Origin of the sequence: Alcanivorax jadensis T9 (assembly GCF_000756655.1) — a bacterium.
Taxonomy (GTDB): domain Bacteria; phylum Pseudomonadota; class Gammaproteobacteria; order Pseudomonadales; family Alcanivoracaceae; genus Alcanivorax; species Alcanivorax jadensis.
The window spans coordinates 48,393-70,263 of sequence record NZ_ARXU01000015.1; the positions used below are offsets into that span (position 1 = coordinate 48,393).

Below are 21,871 nucleotides of genomic sequence, written 5' to 3' on the forward strand. Positions count from 1 at the left end.
ATTTGGGGCCATAGACGGCATCAGCAGGAAACAGCCATGACAATACTAAAAATGGACCCTGCGGAGTACTCGGTCTCCGCCGAATACCTGGCCCTTTTTCTGGATGTGATGTCCAGACGGGGCATTGCCAATGAGGTATTGCTGTCCGACACCGCCATTGAGCCCGGTTGCTGGCGCGATCCCAAGGCGCGGGTAACCGCCCAGGATTTTGAAAGGGTCGTGATGCGCGGTATCCAGCTTAGCGGTGAACCCTGGCTGGGCTGGGAGTTAGGCGCTGCCATGACGATCTCCTCCCACGGGTTTCTTGGTTATGCCGCCATGAGCAGTGCCACCCTCGGCGAGGCCATGGAGCTGGCGGTGAAATACTTCCGTACCCGCAGCACCCTGGTACAGCTGGATATTTTCACCGATGGCGACATGGCGGTGATGCAGATCGATGAGTTGCTGGCGCTGGGTGGGTTGGCGCCGGTAATGATGGAAAGCCTGTTCGCCAGTTTTCACTTCATGGGCCAGAAGTTGTTGCCGGACATGGAGATTATTGGTGAGCTGCGTTTTACCTACCCGGAACCGGAGTACTTTGCGCGCATGCGCCCGGTGATGCCGGTGCCGGTGTATTTCGATTGTGCCTACAATCAAATGCGCTTTCCGGTGGAGCGTCTGGACTATGAGCTGCAGTTTGCCGACCCGCGGCTGGCGCGCATGGCCGCGGATCAGTGTGAACAGGAGATGGCTTCCATCAAGGCGCCGCCAGCCCTGCTTGGCCAGGTGCGGCGTATCATTCTGGGCGGTGGTGGACGCTTTCCCGGGGTGGAAGAGGTGGCCAGTGAGCTGCATATGTCTTCACGGACCCTCAAGCGCAAGCTGCAGCAATTGGGCACCAGTTATCAGGAGGTGCTGGACGGTTTGCGCAAGGGGCTGGCGGTGGAGTACCTGACCCAGACCGACAAGACCGTGGACGAGATCGCCATGAGTCTGGGCTATTCCGATGCCTCCAATTTTGCCCGGGCGTTCCGGCGCTGGACCCTGCGCAGCCCTTCGGATTATCGATAACAGACGCGGCACGTTTCACGCTGGGCGTCGCGTGAAGCGTGTCGCATGTTGCTGCCCATCAAGGAGACACCATGGCCACACTTCACCCCCGTCTTGCTACTGATACCCGTGCCCTGGGCGAAACCGACTTGTGCTGGCTGCGCTGGATGAATGACCGGCGCTTTGCCTGGCTAATCGTGGTCCCCAAGCGTGACGGTCTGCGAGAATGGCATCACCTGCCGCTGGCGGACCAGCAGGCGCTGCTGCAGCAGGTCAATGGCCTGGCGGCGGAACTGGAGCGGGTGACCGGGGCGGACAAGATCAATCTTGGCGCTCTGGGAAATATGGTGCCGCAATTGCACGTCCATATCATTGCCCGCTTTGAGGGCGATCCCTGCTGGCCCGGTCCGGTCTGGGGGCAGGGCCAGCCCGAGCCCTGGGCAGAAGGGGAGGTGCCGGAGTGGCTGCAGGGGCTGACCATCGCGGAGGAGGTCTAGCTTATGGCGGGTCTGGTACCGGTGACCGTGCAATGTCCCCATTGCTGGGAGCCCATCGAGGTGCTGATTGATACGTCGGTGGCGGAGCAGGAATACGTGGAAGACTGTCAGGTGTGCTGCCAGCCGCTGTTGTTTACGGTGGCGGTGCCGTTCGACAGTGAGGAGCCGCAGGTGGATGTGCGGCCGGAGAATGAATAGCTCGGCCCTGTGAGGTTGGCTCGGCATCGCTGGCGGCGCGATAGCCAGGATCATGCTGTCCCGAGCTGTTTCGACGCCGCTGTAGGAGCTCCTCTTGAGGGGCGAACCACGCGTCAGCGTGGAAAACGCCCGCGGGCGATCAGGAGTATCAGGGCTTGACAGGTTCCATTGCTGGCCTGCCTCGCTACGCTCGGTTCGCCCCTCAAGAGGAGCTCCTACAGCAGCGTTGTAGAAAGTGTTTCACGGCGCTGGTTATCGCCCCGTCCGCGACGCTCCGTGGTGTAGTGGGTATCAGCTGCCTTTGCGATCAATATGCCCCAGCTCCCGCTCCGGGCAGACCACATCCCGCACCCGTCGCTTCAACTCGGTAATGTCGGGAAAGCCGCCGTCGGTCTTGCGTTCCCAGACTGGCTGGCCATTGGCTTCGATGCTGAATACACCGCCGGTGCCTGGTTGCAGGGCCACTTCACTCAGTTCGTCGCTGGAGGTGGCCAGCAATTCCTGCGCGTACCAGGCGCTGCGCAGCAGCCAGTTGCACGGGGACCCCCTGCATAACTCCTTGCGTGCTCAGCGTGATCTGAAGTGCGCAGCTGTTGTTCTTTGTCGCGCAGGTAAGGGTGGCTCCCTTTTCAAGCGGCAAAGGGCAGCAGATGTGCGCTTCAGATCACGCCCTTCGGGGCTTCCAGGCTGGCCCGCACTCGTTGTTGCAATTTCTCGATGGATCGACACACGCCTTCAACATTGCGACTAGATTGCGAGCCAGCCTGAAAGCCTGAGCACGCAAGGAGTTATGCAGGGGGTCCCTGCTGCAGTAGTGAATGGCGACGCGGTTGCCTGGCATCAGGGATTGTCGTTACCCGCCAGGAAGGACAGCATTTCCGGGTCCTTGAGCAGGCGGTTGATGGCGCCGCTGAGGATATCGTTGACCATCTGTTGATTGCGGCTGGCCGAGGGGGTCAGTGGCAGGTCGTGAACCACGCTGCTTTTGTAGGTGCCGGTGTGGAGCACGTCGTCGCGGCTGGCTTCGGCGAGCAGAGTCAGTGTCAGGGTGACTTCATTGACCACTGAGCCTTCTTCCGGGACATAGTCCAGCTGTTCCAAGCGAACTTCCAGGCGAGTGGCATCGTCGCCGGGGTTGAAGGCATTGAAGCCCTGAGTCTGCAGCCCTTTGCGAATGGCATCTTCGACAGCGCTTTTCACATCATTGGCCGGGCGCACCAGGGCGGTGTTTTTATACACGCCGCCGCGGGTGCCGAAAGCTTCCTGGTCACGGGAATCCACCGCCAGAACCTGCACCGGCTGATTCTGTCCCACATTGGTGGCCTCCACATCGGCAACCGGTTTGACGTCAATCATCTGCGGGCTGAGGGCGCAGCCGGCAAAGGTGGCACTCAGGGCAAGAACTAACACAGCGCGTAACATGGGGACTCCTTGGTGGCAGGTTGAGCCAACACCCTGCGAAACGGTATCGCGTGCAGCGTGTTGCCTGTTGCGGTTTTCAATAGGTCCGCTTGAGAGATTCTTCCGCCAGGGCGAACAGCGTTTCCTTGTAAGGGGACGCCGGCACCGCAGCGATAGCGTCCAGGGCCAGGCGAGTATGCTCGGCGGCCTTGTCCACCGTATATTGCAGACCACCGCTGGCCTGAACGGTTTCAATAATATGTTGCAGATGGTCCAGGCCGCCATTGCGGATGGCGTCCTTGATCAGCTTGGCCTGTTCCGGGCTGCCGTTGGCGATGGTATAGATCAGCGGCAGGGTCGGTTTGCCTTCGGCCAGGTCGTCGCCCACATTCTTGCCCAGCTCACTGGCTTCGCCCTGGTAGTCCAGCACATCGTCGATAAGCTGGAAGGCGATGCCCAGGTGGCGGCCATAGGCCGCGAAGGCGTCCACGAAGTCGGTGTTCTCGTCGGCACCCAGAACGGCGCCGGTTTCCGCCGCCGATTCAAACATCTTGGCGGTCTTGTGATGGATCACCCGCATGTAGTTTTCTTCGCTGGTGTTGGGGTCGCGCACATTGATCAGCTGCAGCACCTCGCCCTCGGAGATGGTATTGGTGCTCTGGGAGAAAATATCCAGCAACCGCGAGTGCCTGAGGCCCACCATCAGTTGCAGGGCGCGGGAAATCAGGAAATCGCCCACCAGGACGCTGGCAGCATTGCCCCATACGGCGTTGACCGTGGGGCGTCCGCGACGCAGGTTGGACTCATCCACCACATCATCGTGGAGCAGGGTCGCGGTATGCAGGAACTCGATGATGGCGGCCACATCCACATGGCGCTCGCCATGATAGCCCGAGGCGCGGGCACAAAGGATGGACACCAGCGGGCGCAGGCGCTTGCCGCCGGACTGGACGATATAGTCCCCCACCTCGCGGATCAGCGGGACATTGGAATCCAGGTGGTGATTGATAAACTGGTTCACCGCCGCGAAGTCATCTTCGACGACAGCATAAATGGCCTTGAAATCCATGCACTTGTGTCCAGACAGAAGGTGGGCGCAACAGCGGGCAATGCTAGCAGTGGCTGGCAGCTAGTCAAGGAAAGCCCATTCCTGGCAAGCTGCTGAAAAATCCCTTGCGTGCTCAGTCTTTCAGGCTGGCTCGTAATCTAGGCGAAATGCTGAAGGTGTGTGTCCACCCATCGAAACATTGCAACAACGAGTACGGGTCAGCCTGGAAGACCCGGAGGGCGCGGCCTGAAGCGCACATCTGCTGCGCCTTGCCTCTAGGAAAGGGGGCCACCCTGCCCGTCGAGACAAGACACAACAGCTGCACGCTTCAGACCACGCTGAGCATGCAAGGGATTTTTCAGCAGCCTGCCTGAAGGCCGCGGCAGCGGGCAGAATCAGGGCTTGTTCAGGGGCGGCGTTTCACGTACACTTCGCGACCCAATTTCATCCTCTGCCTGGCCTGCAAGTGACGATGCTTCTGAACTGGAGTCGTCCGCCTGAGTGGAGTCGTGCTGGAGCACATGCATGTACGCAGTAATCAAAACCGGTGGCAAGCAGTATCGCGTTGAAGAAGGCGATGTTGTGCGCATCGAGAAAATTGAAGTGGCCACTGGCGAATCCGTGGATTTCGACCAGGTGCTGCTGGTTGCCAACGGCGATGACGTGAAAGTCGGTCAGCCGATGCTGGATGGCGCCAAGGTCACCGCTGAAGTGCTGGAGCAGGGTCGTCACAAGAAAATCAAGATTGTGAAGTTCCGTCGTCGCAAGCACTCCCGCAAGCAACAAGGTCATCGCCAGTGGTACACGGCGGTGAAAATCACCGGGATCCAGGGCTGATCCTTAGACATTTGAAGAGAGGATTGAGACATGGCACATAAGAAAGCCGGTGGTAGTACTCGTAACGGTCGCGATTCGGAAAGTAAACGCCTTGGCGTAAAGCGCTTTGGCGGTCAATTGGTCAGCGCAGGCGAAATCATCGTTCGTCAGCGTGGCACCAAATTCCACGCTGGTGGTAACACCGGCATGGGCAAAGACCACACCATCTTTGCCAAGGAAACCGGTCGCGTTAAGTTTGAAACCAAGGGTCCGCTGAGCCGCAAGTTTGTGGTGATCGAGCCCGTGGCCTGATCCGCAAGGGTCGGTAAGAACCTGTTCGCGCTCTATACGCAGCAGCGTTGCCACTAAAAAAGCCGCCAGGCAAGGCGTGAACCGCAGGGCCTGACGGGTCAAGTTCAAGGTTCACAACACGGCATGGCGGCTTTTTTAGTGGCAACCCGAAGGGCCGGGCCCATTTTGCCGCCAGCCCGCGATTGCGCTTGCTTATGTAGAATGACTACACGGCACAATCGCAATCACGACCTGGCGACAAAATTGACTCCGGCGCTGCTGCGTATAGAGCGCGAACAGGTTCTCAAAGCCCCGCGAGGCTCCTGCCCGCGGGGCTTTTTTGTGTCAGGCTGCTTGCAAGCGGCGTGGGCAATAGCACGCGAACAGATCCAGGACATTGTGGTGAGTGGCCCGTGTGCTGCCCTACAATGGCATCCATCCAGTAATAGAGTGTCCCCCAATGCAATTTGTCGATGAAGCCACCATTGAAGTTCACGCCGGTAAAGGCGGTGATGGCTGTCTGAGTTTCCGGCGCGAAAAATACGTGGAATTCGGCGGTCCGGATGGTGGCGACGGCGGCGCCGGTGGCAGTGTGCTGGTGAAGGCGGATACCAATTTGAATACTCTGGTGGATTACCGCTACGACCGCAATTTCAAAGCCCGTAACGGCGAGGGCGGCAAGGGGCGGCAGATGACCGGTAAATCCGCTGATGACGTGGTGTTGCTGGTGCCGGTGGGTACTACCATCGTCGATGTGGATACCGATGAGGTGCTGGCGGATCTGACCGATCCGGAGAAGCCGGTAATGATCGCCCTGGGCGGTCGCGGCGGGCTCGGTAATATTCATTTCAAGAGCAGCACCAACCAGGCCCCGCGCAAGATTACCAAGGGCAAGCCGGGTGAATCCCGTCGCCTGCGCCTGGAATTGAAAGTGCTGGCGGATGTGGGGCTGCTGGGCATGCCCAATGCCGGCAAGAGCACCCTGATCCGGGCAATTTCTGCCGCCAAACCCAAGGTGGCGGATTATCCGTTTACCACCCTGGTGCCCAATCTTGGCGTGGTGAAGGCGGATCGCCATCGCAGTTTTGTGGTTGCTGATATTCCCGGCCTGATCGAAGGGGCCGCAGAGGGTGCAGGTTTGGGGATTCGTTTCCTCAAGCATCTGGCGCGTACCCGCCTGTTGCTGCATGTGGTGGATCTGGCTCCCATGGATGGCAGCAGTCCGGCCGATCACATTGATGCCATCGCCGACGAGCTGGACCGCTTTTCTCCGGCACTGGCTGAGCAGGAGCGCTGGCTGGTGTTCAACAAGATTGATCTGTTGGCGGATGACGAAGCTCAGAAGCAGGCGGATGCCATTGTTGAGGAGTTGGGCTGGCAGGGGCCGGTGTTCCGCATTTCTGCTGCTGCGGGGGTGGGCTGCGAAGACCTGGTCTACGCCCTGATGAATGCCATCGAAGACCGTCGCCGGCTGGAACAGGAAGATCCGGATTATGCCGCCGCGCAGCAGGATCTGCGGGCTCGTCTGGAAGAAGAGGCCCGCGAGAAGGTGCAGGAGCTCAAGGCGGATGCACGCCGGGCTCGCCAGAATGATGATGACGACGACGATGATGACCACGATGTGGAAGTGGTTTACGAACCCTGATCAAGCGTGACTAAGGAGTGGGTGTGGCGGACCGCCAGCGTTGGGTAATCAAGATAGGTAGTGCCCTGCTGACTAATGACGGCAAGGGGCTGGATTGTGCGTTGATGCAGTCCTGGGTGGACCGCATGGTGGCGCTGCGTGAGCAGGGCATCGAAGTGGTGATTGTGTCCTCTGGTGCCGTGGCGGAAGGAATGACCCGGCTGGGCTGGACCTCTCGTCCGGATTCCGTGCACGAGCTGCAGGCCGCTGCTGCGGTGGGCCAGATGGGGCTGGTGCAGGCTTGGGAGTCGCGCTTTCAGAAGCACAATTTGCACACCGCCCAGGTGCTGCTTACCCACGATGACTTGTCCGATCGCAAGCGCTATCTCAATGCCCGCTCCACGCTGCTGACCCTGCTGGGCTTTTCGGTGGTGCCGGTGGTGAACGAGAACGACACCGTTGTTACCGATGAAATCCGCTTTGGTGACAACGATACCCTGGCGGCTCTGGTGGCGAATCTGATCGAGGCGGACCGGCTGGTGATTCTCACCGACCAGGATGGACTCTTCGACGCCGACCCACGTAGCAATCCCCAGGCAGCATTGATCCGCGAGGCACGGGCGTCGGACCCGGATATTGCCCGAGTGGCTGGCGGTGGCGGATTATTGGGGCGTGGCGGCATGGCCACCAAGGTGCGTGCCGCCAAGCTGGCTGCCCGCTCCGGGGCGTCGACGACCATTGCCTCCGGGCGCAGCCCGCAGGTGTTGGCAGAGCTGGCCCAGGGGCAGGGGCCCGGCACCACATTGTTGCCGGATACCTCGCCCATGAATGCCCGCAAGCAGTGGCTGGCCGGGCATCTGCAGATGCGTGGCCGTGTGGTGCTGGATGCCGGGGCGGTGCGCCGTATTCGTGATGGCGGTTCCAGCCTGCTGCCGGTGGGTGTGGTGGATGTGTTCGGCCAGTTCTCCCGTGGGGAAATGGTAGCCTGTGAAAGCGAGCAGGGCGAGCGTATCGGCTGTGGCCTGGCCAACTATGACGCTGCCGACGCACGCCGCATCTGTAGAAAGAAAAGTACCGAGATTGCCGATGTGCTGGGCTACATGAATGAAGAGGAGCTGATCCACCGGGATAATATGGTGGTGTTCGACGTCGGCTGATGTGGGAAGCGAGTCTCGAGTTTTCGAGTTTCGAGAAGCGAAAGGCAAAACAAAACCGGTTTGGCCCTTCGAAACTCGCTTCTCGCAACTCGTCACTGATTTCCAGGCATAAAAAAACCGGCCAATGGCCGGTTTTTTAACGCGAACGCGTCAGACTCAGGCAGCCATGGCCTTGATCTTGGCGTTCAGGCGGCTCTTGTGGCGAGCTGCCTTGTTCGGGTGAAACTTGCCCTTGCGGGTGGCTTTATCCAGCACAGACACCGCCTGGGTATAAGCTTCCTGAGCGCTGCCTTGGTCGCCGGACGCAATAGCCGCGTTCACCTTTTTCAGGTATGTGCGCACCATGGAGCGCATCGCTGCGTTGTGCTGACGGCGGTTTTCCGCCTGACGCGCACGCTTGCGTGCTTGCGGTGAGTTAGCCAAGGTCCTGCTCCTATACTTTTAAATTCGAAGGTCAAATTCGGGTTGTGACACTGGCCGCTGGGGCCGACCCTACCTGTTGTGATCAAAAAACACGCGGGTCATGGTCTAAAGACGCGCAACTATGCCGATCCGACGGCCCGATGTCAATGGGCTGTGGGGGCGGAAATCATCATTCTGGCGGTTTGGGCGACCTTTGTTTACTCTTGCCCGGTTTGCTGGAGGCATCATGACCGTACCCACAGAAAAGACCCCGAAAAAAGCCGGTTTAATGGCCTCCACCGCCCTGGTGGCGACCATGACCATGCTGTCACGGGTGCTCGGGCTGGTCCGGGATGTGGTGATCGCCCGTATGCTGGGGGCTTCCGCCGGGGCCGATGCCTTCTTCGTGGCCCTGAAAATCCCCAATTTTTTCCGTCGCCTGTTTGCCGAAGGGGCCTTTAACCAGGCGTTTGTGCCGGTGCTTAGCGAGTATCGTAGCAAAGGCAGCATGGCGGCCACCAAGCTGTTGGTGGACCGGGTGGCCGGCACCCTGGGAACCGTGGTGGCGTTGATCACGCTGGTGGGGATGCTGGCGGCGGCGGGGGTGGTGTGGTTGTTTGCTCCCGGTTTTGGCGATGATCCGGTGAAACGGGCGCTGACCGTGGAAATGCTGCGGCTGACCTTCCCCTATCTGTTCTTTATTTCCCTGACCGCCTTTGCCGGCGGCATTCTCAATTCCTGGAACCGCTTTGCGGTGCCGGCCTTTACGCCGGTGCTGTTGAACCTGAGTCTGATCGGCTGCGCCCTGTTCCTGGCGCCGCAGTTTGCCGAAGATCGCATGGCGGTGGCGCTGGCCTGGGGGGTGCTGATCGCCGGGGTGGCGCAGCTGCTGTTCCAGTTGCCGTTCCTGGCGCGGTTGAACCTGATGCCGGTGCCGCGCATGGGCTGGTCGGATCCGGGGGTGCGCAAGATCATGACATTGATGATTCCGGCCCTGTTCGGGGCGTCGGTCTATCAGCTCAACTCCCTGGTCAATACGGTGCTGGCGTCACTGCTGGAAACCGGTTCGGTGACCTGGCTCTATTATACGGACCGGCTGATCGAGCTGCCGTTGGGCATTTTCGCGGTGGCCATTGGCACGGTGATCCTGCCCAGCCTGTCCAGCAAACATGTGGATGCGTCCAGCGAGGCGTTTTCCCGTACTCTGGATTGGGCTATCCGCATGGTGCTGCTGATTGGTCTGCCGGCGGCGCTGGCGTTGGCAGTATTGGCCGAGCCGCTGCTGTCCACCCTGTTCCAGTACGGTGAATTCACTGCCTTTGATGTGGCGAAAACGGCGGAATCCCTGCGCGCTTACAGTACCGGCCTGTTGGCGGCCATGCTGATCAAGGTGCTGGCGCCAGGCTTCTATGCCCGTCAGGACACCCGCACCCCGGTGAAGATCGGTGTGATTGCCATGCTGGCGAATATGGCGTTCGGCGCCATGCTGGTGTGGGAGTGGCACCATGTGGGGCTGGCGACGGCCATGGCGCTGTCCGCCTGGCTTAATGCCGGGCTGTTGTATCTTGGGCTGCGTCGGGCCGGGGTTTATCAGCCGCTCAAGGGCTGGTTGTTACTCTGGGGGCGGATGGTGTTTGCTGGTATTGCCATGGCGGCGGTCACCTACTGGTTGTCGTTGCAGACCCAGGCCTGGACCGAGGCAGGTGTCTGGAACCGGGTCGGCTGGCTCAGCCTGATTGTCGCCTCCGGGCTGGCTATCTATGGCACCAGTCTGCTGGTATTGGGGTTGCGCCCCCGGCACTTGCGTCGCTAATTTCCGGCAAGAGGTGCAAAGGGCGTTGTCTTTACTCCCTGTGAGCACCATGTCTTTGGCGGTTAACCGTTTTTCCCGCCGGCAGGTCACGGGCGCATACAAAACCATCGACGAGCCTGTATAATCGGGCGTCTTTTGAGACGAGGATGAGATGCGACTGATTCGCGGCATTCACAATCTGCGCGACAGGCATCGCGGCTGCGTGGCCACCATCGGCAATTTCGATGGGGTGCATCAGGGGCATCAGCGGATTCTGGATCAGGTGATCGCAGAAGCCCGCCGCCGTGGACTGAAGGCCACGGTGATGCTGTTCGAGCCGCAACCTCAGGAATTTTTTGCGCCGCAGCAGGCGCCGGCCCGGCTCATGTCCCTGCGCGACAAGCTGATTGCCCTGCGTAACGCCGGGGTGGATCAGGTGCTGTGCGTGCGATTTGACGAGCGTTTCCGCTCTTTGACCGCTGAAGCCTTTGTGCAATCCCTGTTGGTGGATGGGCTAGGGGTGGAATACCTGGTGGTGGGTGATGATTTCCGTTTCGGTTGTGGTCGCGACGGGGATTTCGCCTACCTGCAGCAGGCTGGCGGGCAGTTCGGTTTCGCTGTGACAGATACCGCCACCTGCGAAATCCATGGCGAGCGGGTGTCCAGCACCCGGGTGCGAGCGGCGCTCAGCGCCGGCGATTTTGCCCTGGCGGAAACCTTACTGGGTCGCCCCTTTGCCATCAGTGGTCGGGTGCGTCATGGCGACAAGATCGGTCGCACCCTGGATTTGCCCACGGTGAATCTGGCGCTGAAGCGTCTGCACTCGCCGCTGGCAGGGGTGTTTGCCGTGACGGTGACTGGCGCCGGGCTCACGGACCAGGCCGGTGCTGCCAATATGGGCGACCGGCCGACGGTAAACGGCACGGAAAATCGCCTGGAAGTGCATCTGTTGGATTATCGTGAAGAGAGTAACGATGCCGGGGCCGGCAAGGACAGCCTGTACGACAAGCATTTGACGGTTGCCTTTCGCCATTATGTGCGGGCGGAAGAGAAATTCGCGGATCTGGATCAGCTCAAGACTGCCATCTGGCAGGACGTGAAAGCGGTCCGGGACTACTTTGAAAAGACGGGATTATCTAAGACGGGACTATGACGGACTACAAGGCAACGCTTAATCTTCCCCAAACCGACTTTCCCATGAAAGCCGGCTTGTCCCAGCGCGAACCGGCGCGTCTGAAAGAGTGGCAGCAAAAGCAGCTCTACCAGAAGATCCGTGAGGCCTTTGCCGGCCGTCCCAAGTTCATTCTTCACGATGGCCCGCCGTACGCCAACGGCGACATTCATATCGGCCATGCGGTGAACAAGATCCTCAAGGACATGATCGTCAAGTCCCGCACCCTGGCCGGCTTTGATGCCCCCTATGTGCCGGGCTGGGATTGTCATGGTCTGCCCATCGAACTGATGGTGGAAAAGAAGGTCGGCAAGGCCGGGCACAAGGTGGATGCCGGCACGTTCCGCAAGAAATGCCGTGAATACGCCAGCAAGCAGGTGAATGGCCAGAAGGCGGACTTCATGCGCCTGGGCGTGTTCGGTGACTGGGACAATCCTTACCTGACCATGGATTACGCCTTTGAGGCGAACATCATCCGCTCCCTGGGCAAGATCGTCGACAACGGCCACCTGCAGCAGGGCTTCAAGCCGGTGCACTGGTGTCTGGACTGCGCCTCCGCCCTGGCGGAAGCGGAAGTGGAATACTACGACAAGGTGTCCCCGGCCATCGATGTGGAGTTTAGTGTGGTGGATGTGGCGGACTTTACTGCCCGTTCCGGCATCAAGGCCACCGCTCCGGCGCTGGTCATCTGGACTACCACTCCCTGGACCATCCCGGCTAACCGGGCGGTGGCGGTGCATCCGCAGCTGGACTATGTGCTGCTCAGCGGCGAGTTGGATGGCCAGCATCGTGAGCTGTTGGTGGCCGAGGCGCTGGCGGACGATCTGGTGGAGCGCTGGGGCATGGAGAGCGTAACCCGCTCAACCACAGTGAAAGGCGAAAAGCTGGAAGCATTGTCTCTGCAGCATCCGTTCCTGGGTGCGCAGGTGCCGGTGATTCTCGGTGAGCACGTGACCACCGATGCCGGTACCGGCCTGGTGCACACCGCTCCCGGCCACGGTGCCGATGACTTTGTGGTGGGCCAGCAATACGATCTGGACCCGATCAGCCCGGTGCTGGACAGCGGCCTGTTTCGTGACGACCTGCCAGTAGTGGGCGGAGTGCATGTCAGCAAGGCCAACGAGCCGGTGATCGAGGCACTGCAGGAAAGCGGTGCCTTGGTGAAGCTGGCAAAAATCGAGCACAGCTACCCGCATTGCTGGCGCCACAAGACGCCACTGATCTTCCGTGCCACCGCCCAGTGGTTTGTCTCCATGGACCAGGCCGGGCTGCTGCCCCGTGCCCGTCAGGAAATCGACAAGGTGCAGTGGCTGCCGGAGTGGGGCAAGGCCCGCATCGAAGGCATGCTCACCGACCGCCCGGACTGGTGTATCTCCCGCCAGCGTACCTGGGGCGTGCCCATTGCGCTGTTCGTGAACAAGGAAACCGGCGAGCTGCACCCGGACACCCCGGCCCTGATCGAACAGGTCGCCCAGCGGGTGGAGCAGAAAGGCATTGATGCCTGGTTCGATCTGGCGCCCGCCGAGTTGCTGGGGGAGCAGGCCGACCAGTACAGCAAGGTCACCGATACTCTGGATGTGTGGTTCGATTCCGGTGTCACTCATTACTGCGTACTGGACCAACGTCCGCAGCTGAACACCCCGGCGGACCTGTATCTGGAAGGGTCCGACCAGCATCGTGGCTGGTTCCAGTCTTCGCTGCTGACCAGCCTGGCGGTTCGCGATGCAGCACCTTACAAGACCGTCCTGACCCATGGTTTCACCGTGGATGAGCAGGGCCGCAAGATGTCCAAGTCCGTCGGCAATGTGATCGCGCCCCAGGAAGTGTGGAACGATCTGGGCGCCGATATCCTGCGTCTGTGGGTGGCAGCCACCGATTATCGTGGCGAGATGTCCGTGTCCAAGGACATCCTCAAGCAGATGGGCGATAGCTATCGTCGTATCCGTAACACCAGCCGTTTCCTGCTCTCCAACCTGAGCGGTTTCGACCCGGCCAGCGATGCGTTGCAGCCGGAGCAGATGCTGGCGTTGGATCGCTACATTGTCGATCGCGCCCTGCAACTGCAGGAAGAGATTCAGGGGCTTTACGACGGCTACCATTTCCATCAGGTCTACCAGAAGTTGCGCAACTTCTGTGCCCTGGATCTGGGCGGCTTCTACCTGGATATCATCAAGGATCGCCAGTACACCACCCAGGCGGATTCCGTGGCGCGGCGCTCCTGCCAGACAGCCCTTTATCATATCGCCCAGGCGCTGGTGCGCTGGATGGCGCCGGTACTCAGCTTCACCGCCGAGGAAATCTACGAAAACCTGCCCGGCGAGCGTCTCGATTCGGTGTTCCTGGCGGAATGGTACGACGGCCTTTTCGGTCTTACCGATGCGGACATGGATCGTAATTTCTGGCAGCAGATGCAGGATGTGAAGCAGGCGGTGAACAAGGCCATCGAGAATGCCCGTCGCGACAAGCTGATCAAGGGCGGCCTCAGTGCCGAGGTGGTGCTCTATGTGGATGACCAGCAGCAGACGCTGTTGAACCGTCTGGGCGATGAGCTGCGTTTCGTCACCATTACCTCTGCGGCCACCCTCAAGCCTCTGGGGGAGGCGCCTGCCGAGCTGGAAGACACGGCGGTGAGCGGGTTGAAGGTGCAGGTGCTGGCCAGTGAGTACGGCAAGTGCGCGCGCTGCTGGCACCACCAGCCGGATGTCGGCTCCCATGCCGCGCATCCGGAGTTGTGTGGCCGTTGCGTGACGAACGTGGACGGCGAGGGTGAGGTGCGACGTTATGCCTAAAACGCCAGATATCTCATCTTCTGAAAGCAGCAAACGGCTGCTGCCAGGGCAACTAATTTGGTTGTGGCTCACCGGTGTGGTGATTGCCCTGGATCAGATCACCAAGCATATGGTGGTGGCCCGGTTTGATCTCTACGAGCGGCTGGAAGTGATGCCGTTCTTCAATCTGACCCTGGCTTATAACCCCGGTGCCGCATTCAGCTTTCTGGCGGATGCGGGGGGCTGGCAGCGCTGGTTCTTTACCGCCATTGCCCTGGGTGCTTCGGTACTGATCCTGGTCTGGCTGACCCGGCTCACCGCTGCAGAGAAACTGCAGGGCGTCGCGTTGGCGCTGATTCTGGGCGGGGCCCTGGGCAATTTCTACGACCGGCTGGTGCTGGGGCATGTGGTGGACTTTCTGGATTTCTACTGGGGTAACAGCCACTTCCCGGCCTTCAATATCGCCGACAGCGCTATCACCATTGGTGCCGGTCTGATTCTGCTGGATATGCTCCTGGGAGCCAAAAAGCATGACTGAGATTCTCCGGGCGGGCCCGGACACCCGTATCACTCTGCATTTTGCGGTGCGCCTGATGGATGGCACCGAGCTGGATTCCACCTTCGGCGGTGACCCGGCGGCCTTCGTCTGGGGTGACGAATCCCTGCTGCCGGGCTTTGAAAATGCCTTGCGCGGCCTTAAAGCCGGCGATCGCCGTAGCGTTTTCCTGGAGGCGAACAAGGCCTTCGGCGATTACAACGACGACAATGTGCAGCACTTCACCCGTAGTACCTTTGCCCAGTACGACACCCTGGAGCAGGGCATGGTGCTGAGCTTTGCGGATGCGGCTGGCGGCGAACTGCCTGGCGTGATCAGCAAGGTGGAGGATGAGTGGGTCTATGTGGATTTCAATCACCCTCTGGCCGGCCGAGACCTGACCTTCGAGGTAGAGATTATCGCCGTGGAGCGTTACGCTCCGGAGCAGCCCGTTACCCTGAACTGATTGCAGTCCGCGGCATCAGTGTCGTTGCAACGGTCGCAGAAGCGGCCCTGTACCCGTTACAATACCGGTACCAGTCAAGCAGGATCTCCTATGCAAATCCGACTCGCCAACCCCCGTGGCTTCTGTGCCGGGGTGGATCGCGCCATCGATATCGTCAACCGGGCACTGGAAGTGTTCGGGCCGCCGATCTATGTGCGCCACGAGGTGGTCCACAACCGCTATGTGGTGGACGATCTGCGTCAGCGCGGGGCGGTGTTTGTGGAGGAGCTCCACGAAGTGCCGGATGATGCCATTGTTATCTTCAGTGCCCATGGTGTTTCCAAGGCGGTGCAGCAGGAGGCGGAGCGCCGCCAGTTGAAGGTGTTCGATGCCACCTGCCCGCTGGTCACCAAGGTGCATATGGAAGTGATTCGCTACGCTCGCGAAGGCCGCGAGAGCATTCTGATTGGCCATGCCGGTCACCCGGAAGTGGAAGGCACCATGGGCCAGTACGACAAGTCCTATGGTGGTGATATCTACCTGGTGGAAGATGAGGCGGACGTGGCGACGATTCAGGTTCGTGACCCGGACACCCTGGCCTTCGTAACCCAGACCACCCTCAGTGTGGACGATACCGCGAAAGTGATCGATGCCCTGCGCGCCCGCTTTCCGAACATTCTCGGCCCCAAGCGTGAAGACATCTGCTACGCCACCACTAATCGTCAGGATGCCGTGCGCCAGCTGGCGCTGGAATGCGGGCTGGTGCTGGTGGTTGGTTCTGTGAACAGTTCCAACTCCAACCGTCTGCGGGAACTGGCCGAGCGCTGCGGCGCTGAGGCCCACCTACTCGACGACCCCTCCCAGATCGACCCTGCCTGGCTCAAGGGCAAGACCGCCGTCGGCGTCACCGCCGGCGCCAGCGCCCCCGAAGAGCTGGTCCAGCAGGTCATCGCCACCCTCAAATCCCTGGGCGGCTTTGACCCCGAGGAAATCCCCGGTCGCGAAGAGAACATCCGTTTCTCCATGCCCAAGGCGCTGCGCTCCTGATTCTGGCTGGGAAAACGTATTGGTTTCCTTTAGGGCCCCCCCGCCTTTTGTCTGTTTAAAATGATAATTTTGCACCCGTCTAGGTTTTGCTGCCTCCTGGCCCCCGGGATAGTGCAGTAATGCTTTCCACTAAGGTAAAAGTTGCATTGGTGTAAGATTAAAGTGTGAGTGCCGTCACACCATAAAGTACCAAAACTCATTATTTTTCAGCAGCTTATACCGTCCATGGTGGTCGACAGTCCGTTTGTCCTCGGTTGATTGATGGCGCCTATGGAATTGCTAAGCTGAACTCAACGCCCTTCTCAAGCCGAGACAACCGGACTGAAATGATGACAAAAAAAAGCAGGCAGCGAGGCTTTTCACTGGTCGAAATGATGGTTGCGATCATCATTCTTGTAGTGCTGGGGTCTATTGCCGTTCCCGCTTTCCGCAACGTTGGTGCTGGTAATTCACTGCGTGGTGCGGCCAGTGAGCTGGTTGCTGCTCTTGGAACTGCTCGTACTCAGGCAGTAAACCTCAGAATAAGCGTCCAATTATCTGCGGTTAGTGGTGGGGACTGGAGTCAGGGCTGGCTTATTTCATATCCGGCCGGCGCCCCGGAGGAGGACCAAAGCTTTGCCATTTCACCGGATGTAACCGTGACGCGTTCCGGCTCTGGCAGTTTGACTTTCCAGCCAGATGGTTTTGTCAATCAGGCTGACAGCTTCATTGTCTGCGACTCTGTGCGAACAGGAGAGACGGGCAGAAAGATTTCTGTTTCTAAGGTTGGGCGAATCAGTAATGAGGATATCACGTGCTCCTGAAAAAAATGGTAGTTAAAGCTGCGCAGCGCGGTGTTGGCCTTGTTGAAGTCCTTGTAGCCCTCTTGGTGCTTGCAATAGGAGTTCTGGGCTACGCCGGGATGCAGCTTTCAGCGTTAAAGGGCGCTGAACAGGCAAACAACCGAGCTCAGGCAACACTGATTGCACAGGATGCACTGGAACGTTTGCAGGTAAATCCAAATTTACCGGCTTACATAGCGGCGGCCTGGCCTACAACGCCGGCAGCTGTTGGCTCAGCGCCCAATGCCTATGCAACCTGTACCGGGGTTGGTGCAGGTTGTAGTAGCGCTCAGATGGTTTCCTGGGATGTTAATCAATTATCTTGGATGGCCGGAAATCTTTTGCCAGAGGGGTTGGTTGCCATTCAATCATGCCCTAATAGTGGCCTGAATTGTGTTGTTGTCAGTTGGGATGGGATGAAGCCTTCAGAGTGCGTAAAGGCAGGAGGGGAGGTTAATACCGATACGGATTCTTTCTGTGCGGTTATCGAGGTGCTTCGCTGATGAAAATGATGAAAAAACAGTCAGGCTTCAGTTTTGTTGAGTTAATGGTGGCAATGGTTGTTGGATTGGTCGTGACCGGCGCAGCACTTCAATTGCTAATAACTAATAACAGAACTTTCGCACTGCAGCAGGCAACGTCGCGTGTACAGGAAAATGGCCAGCTTGTTATGCGCTTTCTTGTGAGGGATTTGCGGCGCACAGGCCTTGATCAGAACGTAGCTTCGGTCGTGCCTGGCGGGGTGTTGTTTGTTCCTGCCGCAGGCTTGCCTGCTTCAAGTGATGGTGCCACAGACCGTATAACTATTGCCTATCACGGTACGACGGATTGTGAAGGCGGTGGCGGTGGCGGGATTGTTCAGGTCGTTAATAGCTACTATGTGTCAAACGATGGACTGTTTTGTAATGGAAATCTTTCTGGAGGCGCGGGTATAGAGCTGGTTTCCGGCGTCGAAGGTTTTAAGGTTAAGTACGGAATTGATGAAAATCCGGATGGTGCTTTAGGAGTAACTACCTTTGTGGGGGCAGCAAATGCTAGTGGCTATATAACTCCAGCTCAATCAGCTGCAGGTGTTCCTGGGGCTGTGGGAACTATTGTCGCTGCTAGGCTGGCGCTGCTGTTGAGCGAGCAGAGTGAAACGTTGCCTGGTGGTGGAGAGCAAACATTCTATTTGCTGGGAAACAAAATCACCAAATCGGATTCTGATGCAAAGGCTGTTCGCAGGATGTTTACAAGCACAGTACAGTTGCGAAATGTTGATTGGGAAACGCTATGAAAATAAATGCGATTTCGCGTGGATATAGTCAGCGTGGCGCAGCATTGATTGTTGCCCTGCTTATTCTTGTCGTGGTTTCTGTTCTGGGCGTTTCTGCCATGAAGACAAGTATGTTTGCGGCCAAGGTGGCAACAGGAACGCAGGCAGATGCCATGGTTTTTGAGGCTGCGGAAAGCTCAGTGGCAGATATGTACAACACTATCAACAATATGAATGAAGTCGCATTGACGGAATTTTTAGTTGATCAGGTTGTGGCGAGAAGGTGTTTGCTCAATTCAGGTGGAAGAGATGGTGCCTGCAGCAGCGGTGATTCGATGGATGCCAGAAAAGTTATTACTGCATCCGCTGGTGCATCTGAAGACGGGTATGAACTGATTTCCGGAAACCAGGTGAGTGCAACCGGTAATTCAGCAACATTTGTGGACTACTCAATTAACATACAGGGTGACGCTGTTATGGATGGCTTTAATATTAACGATCGTCATCTACAGCAATTATTGAAGACTGGAATTCTTCCAGGCTCAGAAATGTAGCGGGGGACATTATGAAAAACGACATGTCTATTTTAAAAAGAATGGCGCTTTTGCTTGTGCTGGTTTTGTCTCCGGCATGGCTGTTCGCCGACGACACTGAGATATTCTTTGCGCCTGCAGAAGTTGGCAATAGTGAAAATGAAACTAAAGCCAACGTAATGGTGCTGCTTGATACTTCTGGCAGTATGCGCAGTTGTACTGAAAGTAGCGCCAGCTGGTGCTCAGATGTTGAAAATCGCCGTATCAATATGCTCGAAGACGCAATGCATCTTCTGATCGACTCGGTGCCAGAAAAAGTCAACATGGGTATTGGGCGGTTTCGTCACGGCTATAACTGTGCAGATAATCGCTATACCTGCGGTGGTTATGTATTGATGCCGGTAACCCAGGTAAACGACAACTCCAAGCGCGCGCTTAAAGAGGCAGTTTCAAGCCTAAATAGTGCTGGAGATAATGCTTCTGGAGCCAATACTGGCGCTCCATATGGCAGTACCCCAACTGCTGAAAGTTATTGGGAGATGGGCCGTTACATGCTGGGGGCGCCTCCAGGCTCGGCACAGTATGGAAATGGTGGTAATGACGATAATACCCGTTCTGTATGTACTGAGTTTGAAGAAACTGAAGAATGCGAGATTGTTGATGAGTATGGTTGGCAAGATATCTCAGGCACTTGTAACCGTAATCGCCCAAATTGCCGGCGAATTTGTACTTCTCCTTGGGGATGGTGCTGGGGTAACAGTGGCTACACTTACCAGGAATATAAACTTATAGGGCAAAAAAAAGAGTGTGAGATTACTAACGCGTGTGTAAATAGTCAGGATATTGTGGGTTCTGATGGCCGTTATGTGTCACCGATTAACTTAGAGAATCAGTGTGAGTCTAACCATATCGTCATCTTCACTGATGGTGATCCAAACGATATTAACTTACCTGATCATAATTTTTATGCCTGTAATGGTTCTGGAAAATCGGACTCTTATGAGTGTCAGGCGGCGATTTCTCAGTATTTAAACAGTGAAAGCAATTATATTGGCCGATCTATAAAAACCTATAACGTTGGTTTGTATATGGGCCAGAATAGAGGGGATATGGAAAAAGTCTCTTCTGACGGCTCTGAAGGCACCTATACGGCTGATACTTCAGAGGCGCTAGCTAGTGCCTTTCTTAAAGTGTTTGACCTGATTGATGAGGATTCTCGCACGTTGTCTGCCCCTGGCGTAGCGGTAAACCAATTAAACCGGTTTGAGCATCTTGACCAGCTTTATTATGCGGTTATTCAGCCTGCTTCCAGTAGTTTCTGGGAGGGAAACCTGAAGCGCTATCGTCTTTCAGGCGATGATGTCACTGATGTTTCCGGGAATGATGCTATTGATGATGAGACAGGCTACTTCAAAGAGACCGCAAGAAGCTGGTGGAGTGATGAAGCTGACGGGCCGGATGCTACCCAAGGAGGCGCGCGCCAGGCTAACGGTGAAGGCTTCTTGCGCACGTTGTATTATAACGAAGGCAGCGCAATGACGACATTGCCTTGGGGATCTGTTGGAAGTGGTGCGTATGATAATGAGTTTTTCGGCCTTCCAGAGGATGCCAGCGACGAAAAGTTGGAGCAGCTTGCCAGTAAGCTAAAAGTGCTTTGGGGAGACCCGATGCACAGTGTTCCGGTTTTGGTTGATTACAGTGGCGACAATGTGGTCTTTGTTTCCACAAATGGTGGCATGTTGCACGCAATAGATGCAAAAACAGGAAAAGAGATTTACTCATTTATGCCCAAAGAGTTTCTCTCCAGATCCAATCTTTTTACAACTGATCGCCCGTCATTGGATCAAAATAACAATCGTCAAATATATGGTTTGGACGGTAGCTGGGTTGCATTGAAAAAAGATGGCAAAAAGCTCCTTTTTGGCGGAATGCGTCGAGGCGGAAACAGTTACTATGCTCTCGACGTGACATCAAGAACGTCTCCAAAACTGCTGTGGAAGAAGACGATCACTGACAGCGGATATTCGGATTTGGGTCAAACCTGGTCTACACCGACCCCGGCAAGAATTGGAACAAAAACGGTTCTGATTTTTGGCGGGGGCTATGACACCAGCCAGGATGCAAGCGGTGGGACGAGAAGCAACGGTGACGATGTTGGTAATGTTATCTACATTGTAGATGCCTTAACCGGGGATGTGCTTTGGTCCGAAGATTTAGCATATTCCGTGCCGAGCAGCATAGCTGTCGTTGATAAAAATGCAGACGGTTCTTCTGACCATCTTTATTTTGGTGATACCGGCGGTCATTTATACCGCGTTGATATTGATGAGGATAATATTGGAGCTAGCAAGGTACATGTTTTGGCAGACTTGGGCGGGAGTTATGCTGATAATCGCCGTTTTTATGAGGCGCCCGCAGTAGCTTATGTAGAGCACAAGGGTGAAAAGCAGCTTTATGTGACAATCGGGTCTGGCTATAGAGCGCACCCCCTGGATAAAAATACAAATGAAGCCTTTTTTGTTATTCGTGACGACACCGCTTATAAAGACTCAGCTCCAGAAAAAGAGCTAAAAATTGGTGATTTAGTCAATGTGGGTGTAGGGAACCCAGTGAAAGGGGATTCTCCGGGCTGGTTCTACTATCTTGATGTTGCGCCTGGTGAAAAAGTGATGTCATCGCCGGTGGTATATGATAATACCGTTTTCTTCTCTACATATTCTCCGGTTGGCGGTACGGAGGAAGATAGTCCGTGTGCGGTTAGTCTTGGAAGTGCCTATTTGCACACTGTCAATCTCATTACGGGTGATCCTGCAAAAATCAACAATGATGGCTCTGTGGCTGATGATCGTCAGGAAAAACTGCTGCAACAGGTGCCGCCGCCGACCCCGGTTCTATTTATGGACGAAGACAAGATTAAGGTGGTTGTAGGTACCGAGGTCCCTGCGGAGGGAACGCCGCGTGATCAAAGGCTTCGCAAAACGCAATGGCGTCAGCTTGAGTCTAATGAAGCGAATGTAATCCCTGTTTATGAAAAGTAGCGG

Annotated in this window: 22 protein-coding genes; 18 read left to right on the top strand and 4 right to left on the bottom strand. The window is 57.2% G+C overall.

Going from position 1 to position 21,871, the window contains the following annotated elements; all coding sequences use genetic code 11:
- Positions 1–36: 36 nt before the first annotated feature.
- From T9A_RS14990 to T9A_RS15000, 3 genes are all read left to right on the top strand, one after another.
- Positions 37–1,050 carry an AraC family transcriptional regulator gene (locus tag T9A_RS14990; RefSeq protein ID WP_035250015.1) on the top strand — a complete coding sequence of 338 codons (1,014 nt, stop codon included), beginning with the start codon at positions 37–39 and terminating at the stop codon, positions 1,048–1,050.
- A gap of 71 nt (positions 1,051–1,121) precedes the next feature.
- Positions 1,122–1,526, top strand: a complete 405-nt coding sequence (locus T9A_RS14995) for an HIT domain-containing protein (RefSeq protein ID WP_035250017.1) — start codon at positions 1,122–1,124, stop codon at positions 1,524–1,526.
- Between the two features lie 3 nt (positions 1,527–1,529).
- Positions 1,530–1,724, top strand: coding sequence for a CPXCG motif-containing cysteine-rich protein (locus T9A_RS15000; RefSeq protein WP_035250019.1), 195 nt, complete (start codon positions 1,530–1,532; stop codon positions 1,722–1,724).
- Between the two features lie 291 nt (positions 1,725–2,015).
- Here T9A_RS15000 and T9A_RS15005 read toward each other — a convergent pair whose 3' ends face one another.
- The 3 genes from T9A_RS15005 to T9A_RS15015 all read right to left on the bottom strand — a co-directional run bounded on the left by T9A_RS15005 (position 2,016) and on the right by T9A_RS15015 (position 4,194).
- Positions 2,016–2,252: an Rdx family protein gene (locus T9A_RS15005; protein ID WP_052043070.1), complete on the bottom strand. Its 237-nt coding sequence runs from the start codon at positions 2,250–2,252 to the stop codon at positions 2,016–2,018.
- A gap of 312 nt (positions 2,253–2,564) precedes the next feature.
- On the bottom strand, positions 2,565–3,146 hold the full coding sequence (locus T9A_RS15010) for a YajG family lipoprotein (RefSeq protein WP_035250021.1): 582 nt from the start codon (positions 3,144–3,146) through the stop codon (positions 2,565–2,567).
- A 76-nt stretch (positions 3,147–3,222) separates the two neighbouring features.
- The gene (locus tag T9A_RS15015; protein ID WP_035250023.1) at positions 3,223–4,194 is read right to left on the bottom strand and encodes a polyprenyl synthetase family protein; all 972 of its coding nucleotides are present in this window, start codon (positions 4,192–4,194) and stop codon (positions 3,223–3,225) included.
- 504 nt (positions 4,195–4,698) lie between these two features.
- Between T9A_RS15015 and rplU the strand changes: the two genes are divergently transcribed.
- The 4 genes from rplU (at position 4,699) to proB (ending at position 8,061) form a co-directional block, all read left to right on the top strand.
- On the top strand, positions 4,699–5,010 hold the full coding sequence (gene rplU / locus T9A_RS15020; RefSeq protein WP_007148862.1) for a 50S ribosomal protein L21: 312 nt from the start codon (positions 4,699–4,701) through the stop codon (positions 5,008–5,010).
- A 30-nt stretch (positions 5,011–5,040) separates the two neighbouring features.
- Complete coding sequence (gene rpmA / locus T9A_RS15025; RefSeq protein WP_035250027.1) at positions 5,041–5,301, top strand: 50S ribosomal protein L27; 261 nt, start codon at positions 5,041–5,043, stop codon at positions 5,299–5,301.
- A gap of 439 nt (positions 5,302–5,740) precedes the next feature.
- Complete coding sequence (gene cgtA / locus T9A_RS15030) at positions 5,741–6,925, top strand: Obg family GTPase CgtA (protein WP_035250028.1); 1,185 nt, start codon at positions 5,741–5,743, stop codon at positions 6,923–6,925.
- A 23-nt stretch (positions 6,926–6,948) separates the two neighbouring features.
- Entirely contained in the window at positions 6,949–8,061 is a 1,113-nt protein-coding gene (proB, locus tag T9A_RS15035) for a glutamate 5-kinase (RefSeq protein ID WP_035250029.1), read from the top strand.
- Positions 8,062–8,217: 156 nt separating this feature from the next.
- On the opposite strand, the gene rpsT is transcribed toward proB, so the two are convergent.
- Positions 8,218–8,484, bottom strand: coding sequence for a 30S ribosomal protein S20 (gene rpsT, locus T9A_RS15040; RefSeq protein WP_035250031.1), 267 nt, complete (start codon positions 8,482–8,484; stop codon positions 8,218–8,220).
- 226 nt (positions 8,485–8,710) lie between these two features.
- Here rpsT and murJ point away from each other — a divergent pair, with 226 nt between their 5' ends.
- From murJ to T9A_RS16930, 11 genes are all read left to right on the top strand, one after another.
- Positions 8,711–10,276 carry a murein biosynthesis integral membrane protein MurJ gene (gene murJ, locus T9A_RS15045; RefSeq protein WP_035250033.1) on the top strand — a complete coding sequence of 522 codons (1,566 nt, stop codon included), beginning with the start codon at positions 8,711–8,713 and terminating at the stop codon, positions 10,274–10,276.
- A gap of 151 nt (positions 10,277–10,427) precedes the next feature.
- Positions 10,428–11,408 (top strand): bifunctional riboflavin kinase/FAD synthetase, encoded by a 981-nt coding sequence (ribF, locus tag T9A_RS15050; protein ID WP_035250034.1) that lies wholly within the window; start codon positions 10,428–10,430, stop codon positions 11,406–11,408.
- A complete protein-coding gene (gene ileS / locus T9A_RS15055) occupies positions 11,405–14,215 on the top strand; it encodes an isoleucine--tRNA ligase (protein WP_035250036.1) in 2,811 nt (936 codons plus the stop codon). Before ribF ends, ileS begins: the two co-directional genes overlap by 4 nt.
- Complete coding sequence (gene lspA, locus T9A_RS15060; RefSeq protein ID WP_052043072.1) at positions 14,208–14,732, top strand: signal peptidase II; 525 nt, start codon at positions 14,208–14,210, stop codon at positions 14,730–14,732. Before ileS ends, lspA begins: the two co-directional genes overlap by 8 nt.
- Positions 14,725–15,195, top strand: a complete 471-nt coding sequence (gene fkpB, locus T9A_RS15065; protein WP_035250038.1) for an FKBP-type peptidyl-prolyl cis-trans isomerase — start codon at positions 14,725–14,727, stop codon at positions 15,193–15,195. The genes lspA and fkpB overlap by 8 nt, the downstream gene beginning before the upstream one ends.
- Positions 15,196–15,285: 90 nt before the next feature.
- The gene (ispH, locus tag T9A_RS15070) at positions 15,286–16,221 is read left to right on the top strand and encodes a 4-hydroxy-3-methylbut-2-enyl diphosphate reductase (protein ID WP_035250040.1); all 936 of its coding nucleotides are present in this window, start codon (positions 15,286–15,288) and stop codon (positions 16,219–16,221) included.
- 326 nt (positions 16,222–16,547) lie between these two features.
- Positions 16,548–17,024 (top strand): GspH/FimT family pseudopilin, encoded by a 477-nt coding sequence (locus tag T9A_RS15075; protein ID WP_035250041.1) that lies wholly within the window; start codon positions 16,548–16,550, stop codon positions 17,022–17,024.
- Positions 17,015–17,545: a type IV pilus modification protein PilV gene (gene pilV / locus T9A_RS15080; protein WP_232222143.1), complete on the top strand. Its 531-nt coding sequence runs from the start codon at positions 17,015–17,017 to the stop codon at positions 17,543–17,545. Before T9A_RS15075 ends, pilV begins: the two co-directional genes overlap by 10 nt.
- On the top strand, positions 17,545–18,318 hold the full coding sequence (locus T9A_RS15085) for a PilW family protein (RefSeq protein WP_052043074.1): 774 nt from the start codon (positions 17,545–17,547) through the stop codon (positions 18,316–18,318). Before pilV ends, T9A_RS15085 begins: the two co-directional genes overlap by 1 nt.
- Entirely contained in the window at positions 18,315–18,851 is a 537-nt protein-coding gene (locus tag T9A_RS15090; RefSeq protein ID WP_035250043.1) for a PilX N-terminal domain-containing pilus assembly protein, read from the top strand. The genes T9A_RS15085 and T9A_RS15090 overlap by 4 nt, the downstream gene beginning before the upstream one ends.
- Before the next feature lie 11 nt (positions 18,852–18,862).
- Entirely contained in the window at positions 18,863–21,868 is a 3,006-nt protein-coding gene (locus T9A_RS16930) for a PilC/PilY family type IV pilus protein (RefSeq protein ID WP_084573524.1), read from the top strand.
- Positions 21,869–21,871: the final 3 nt, after the last annotated feature.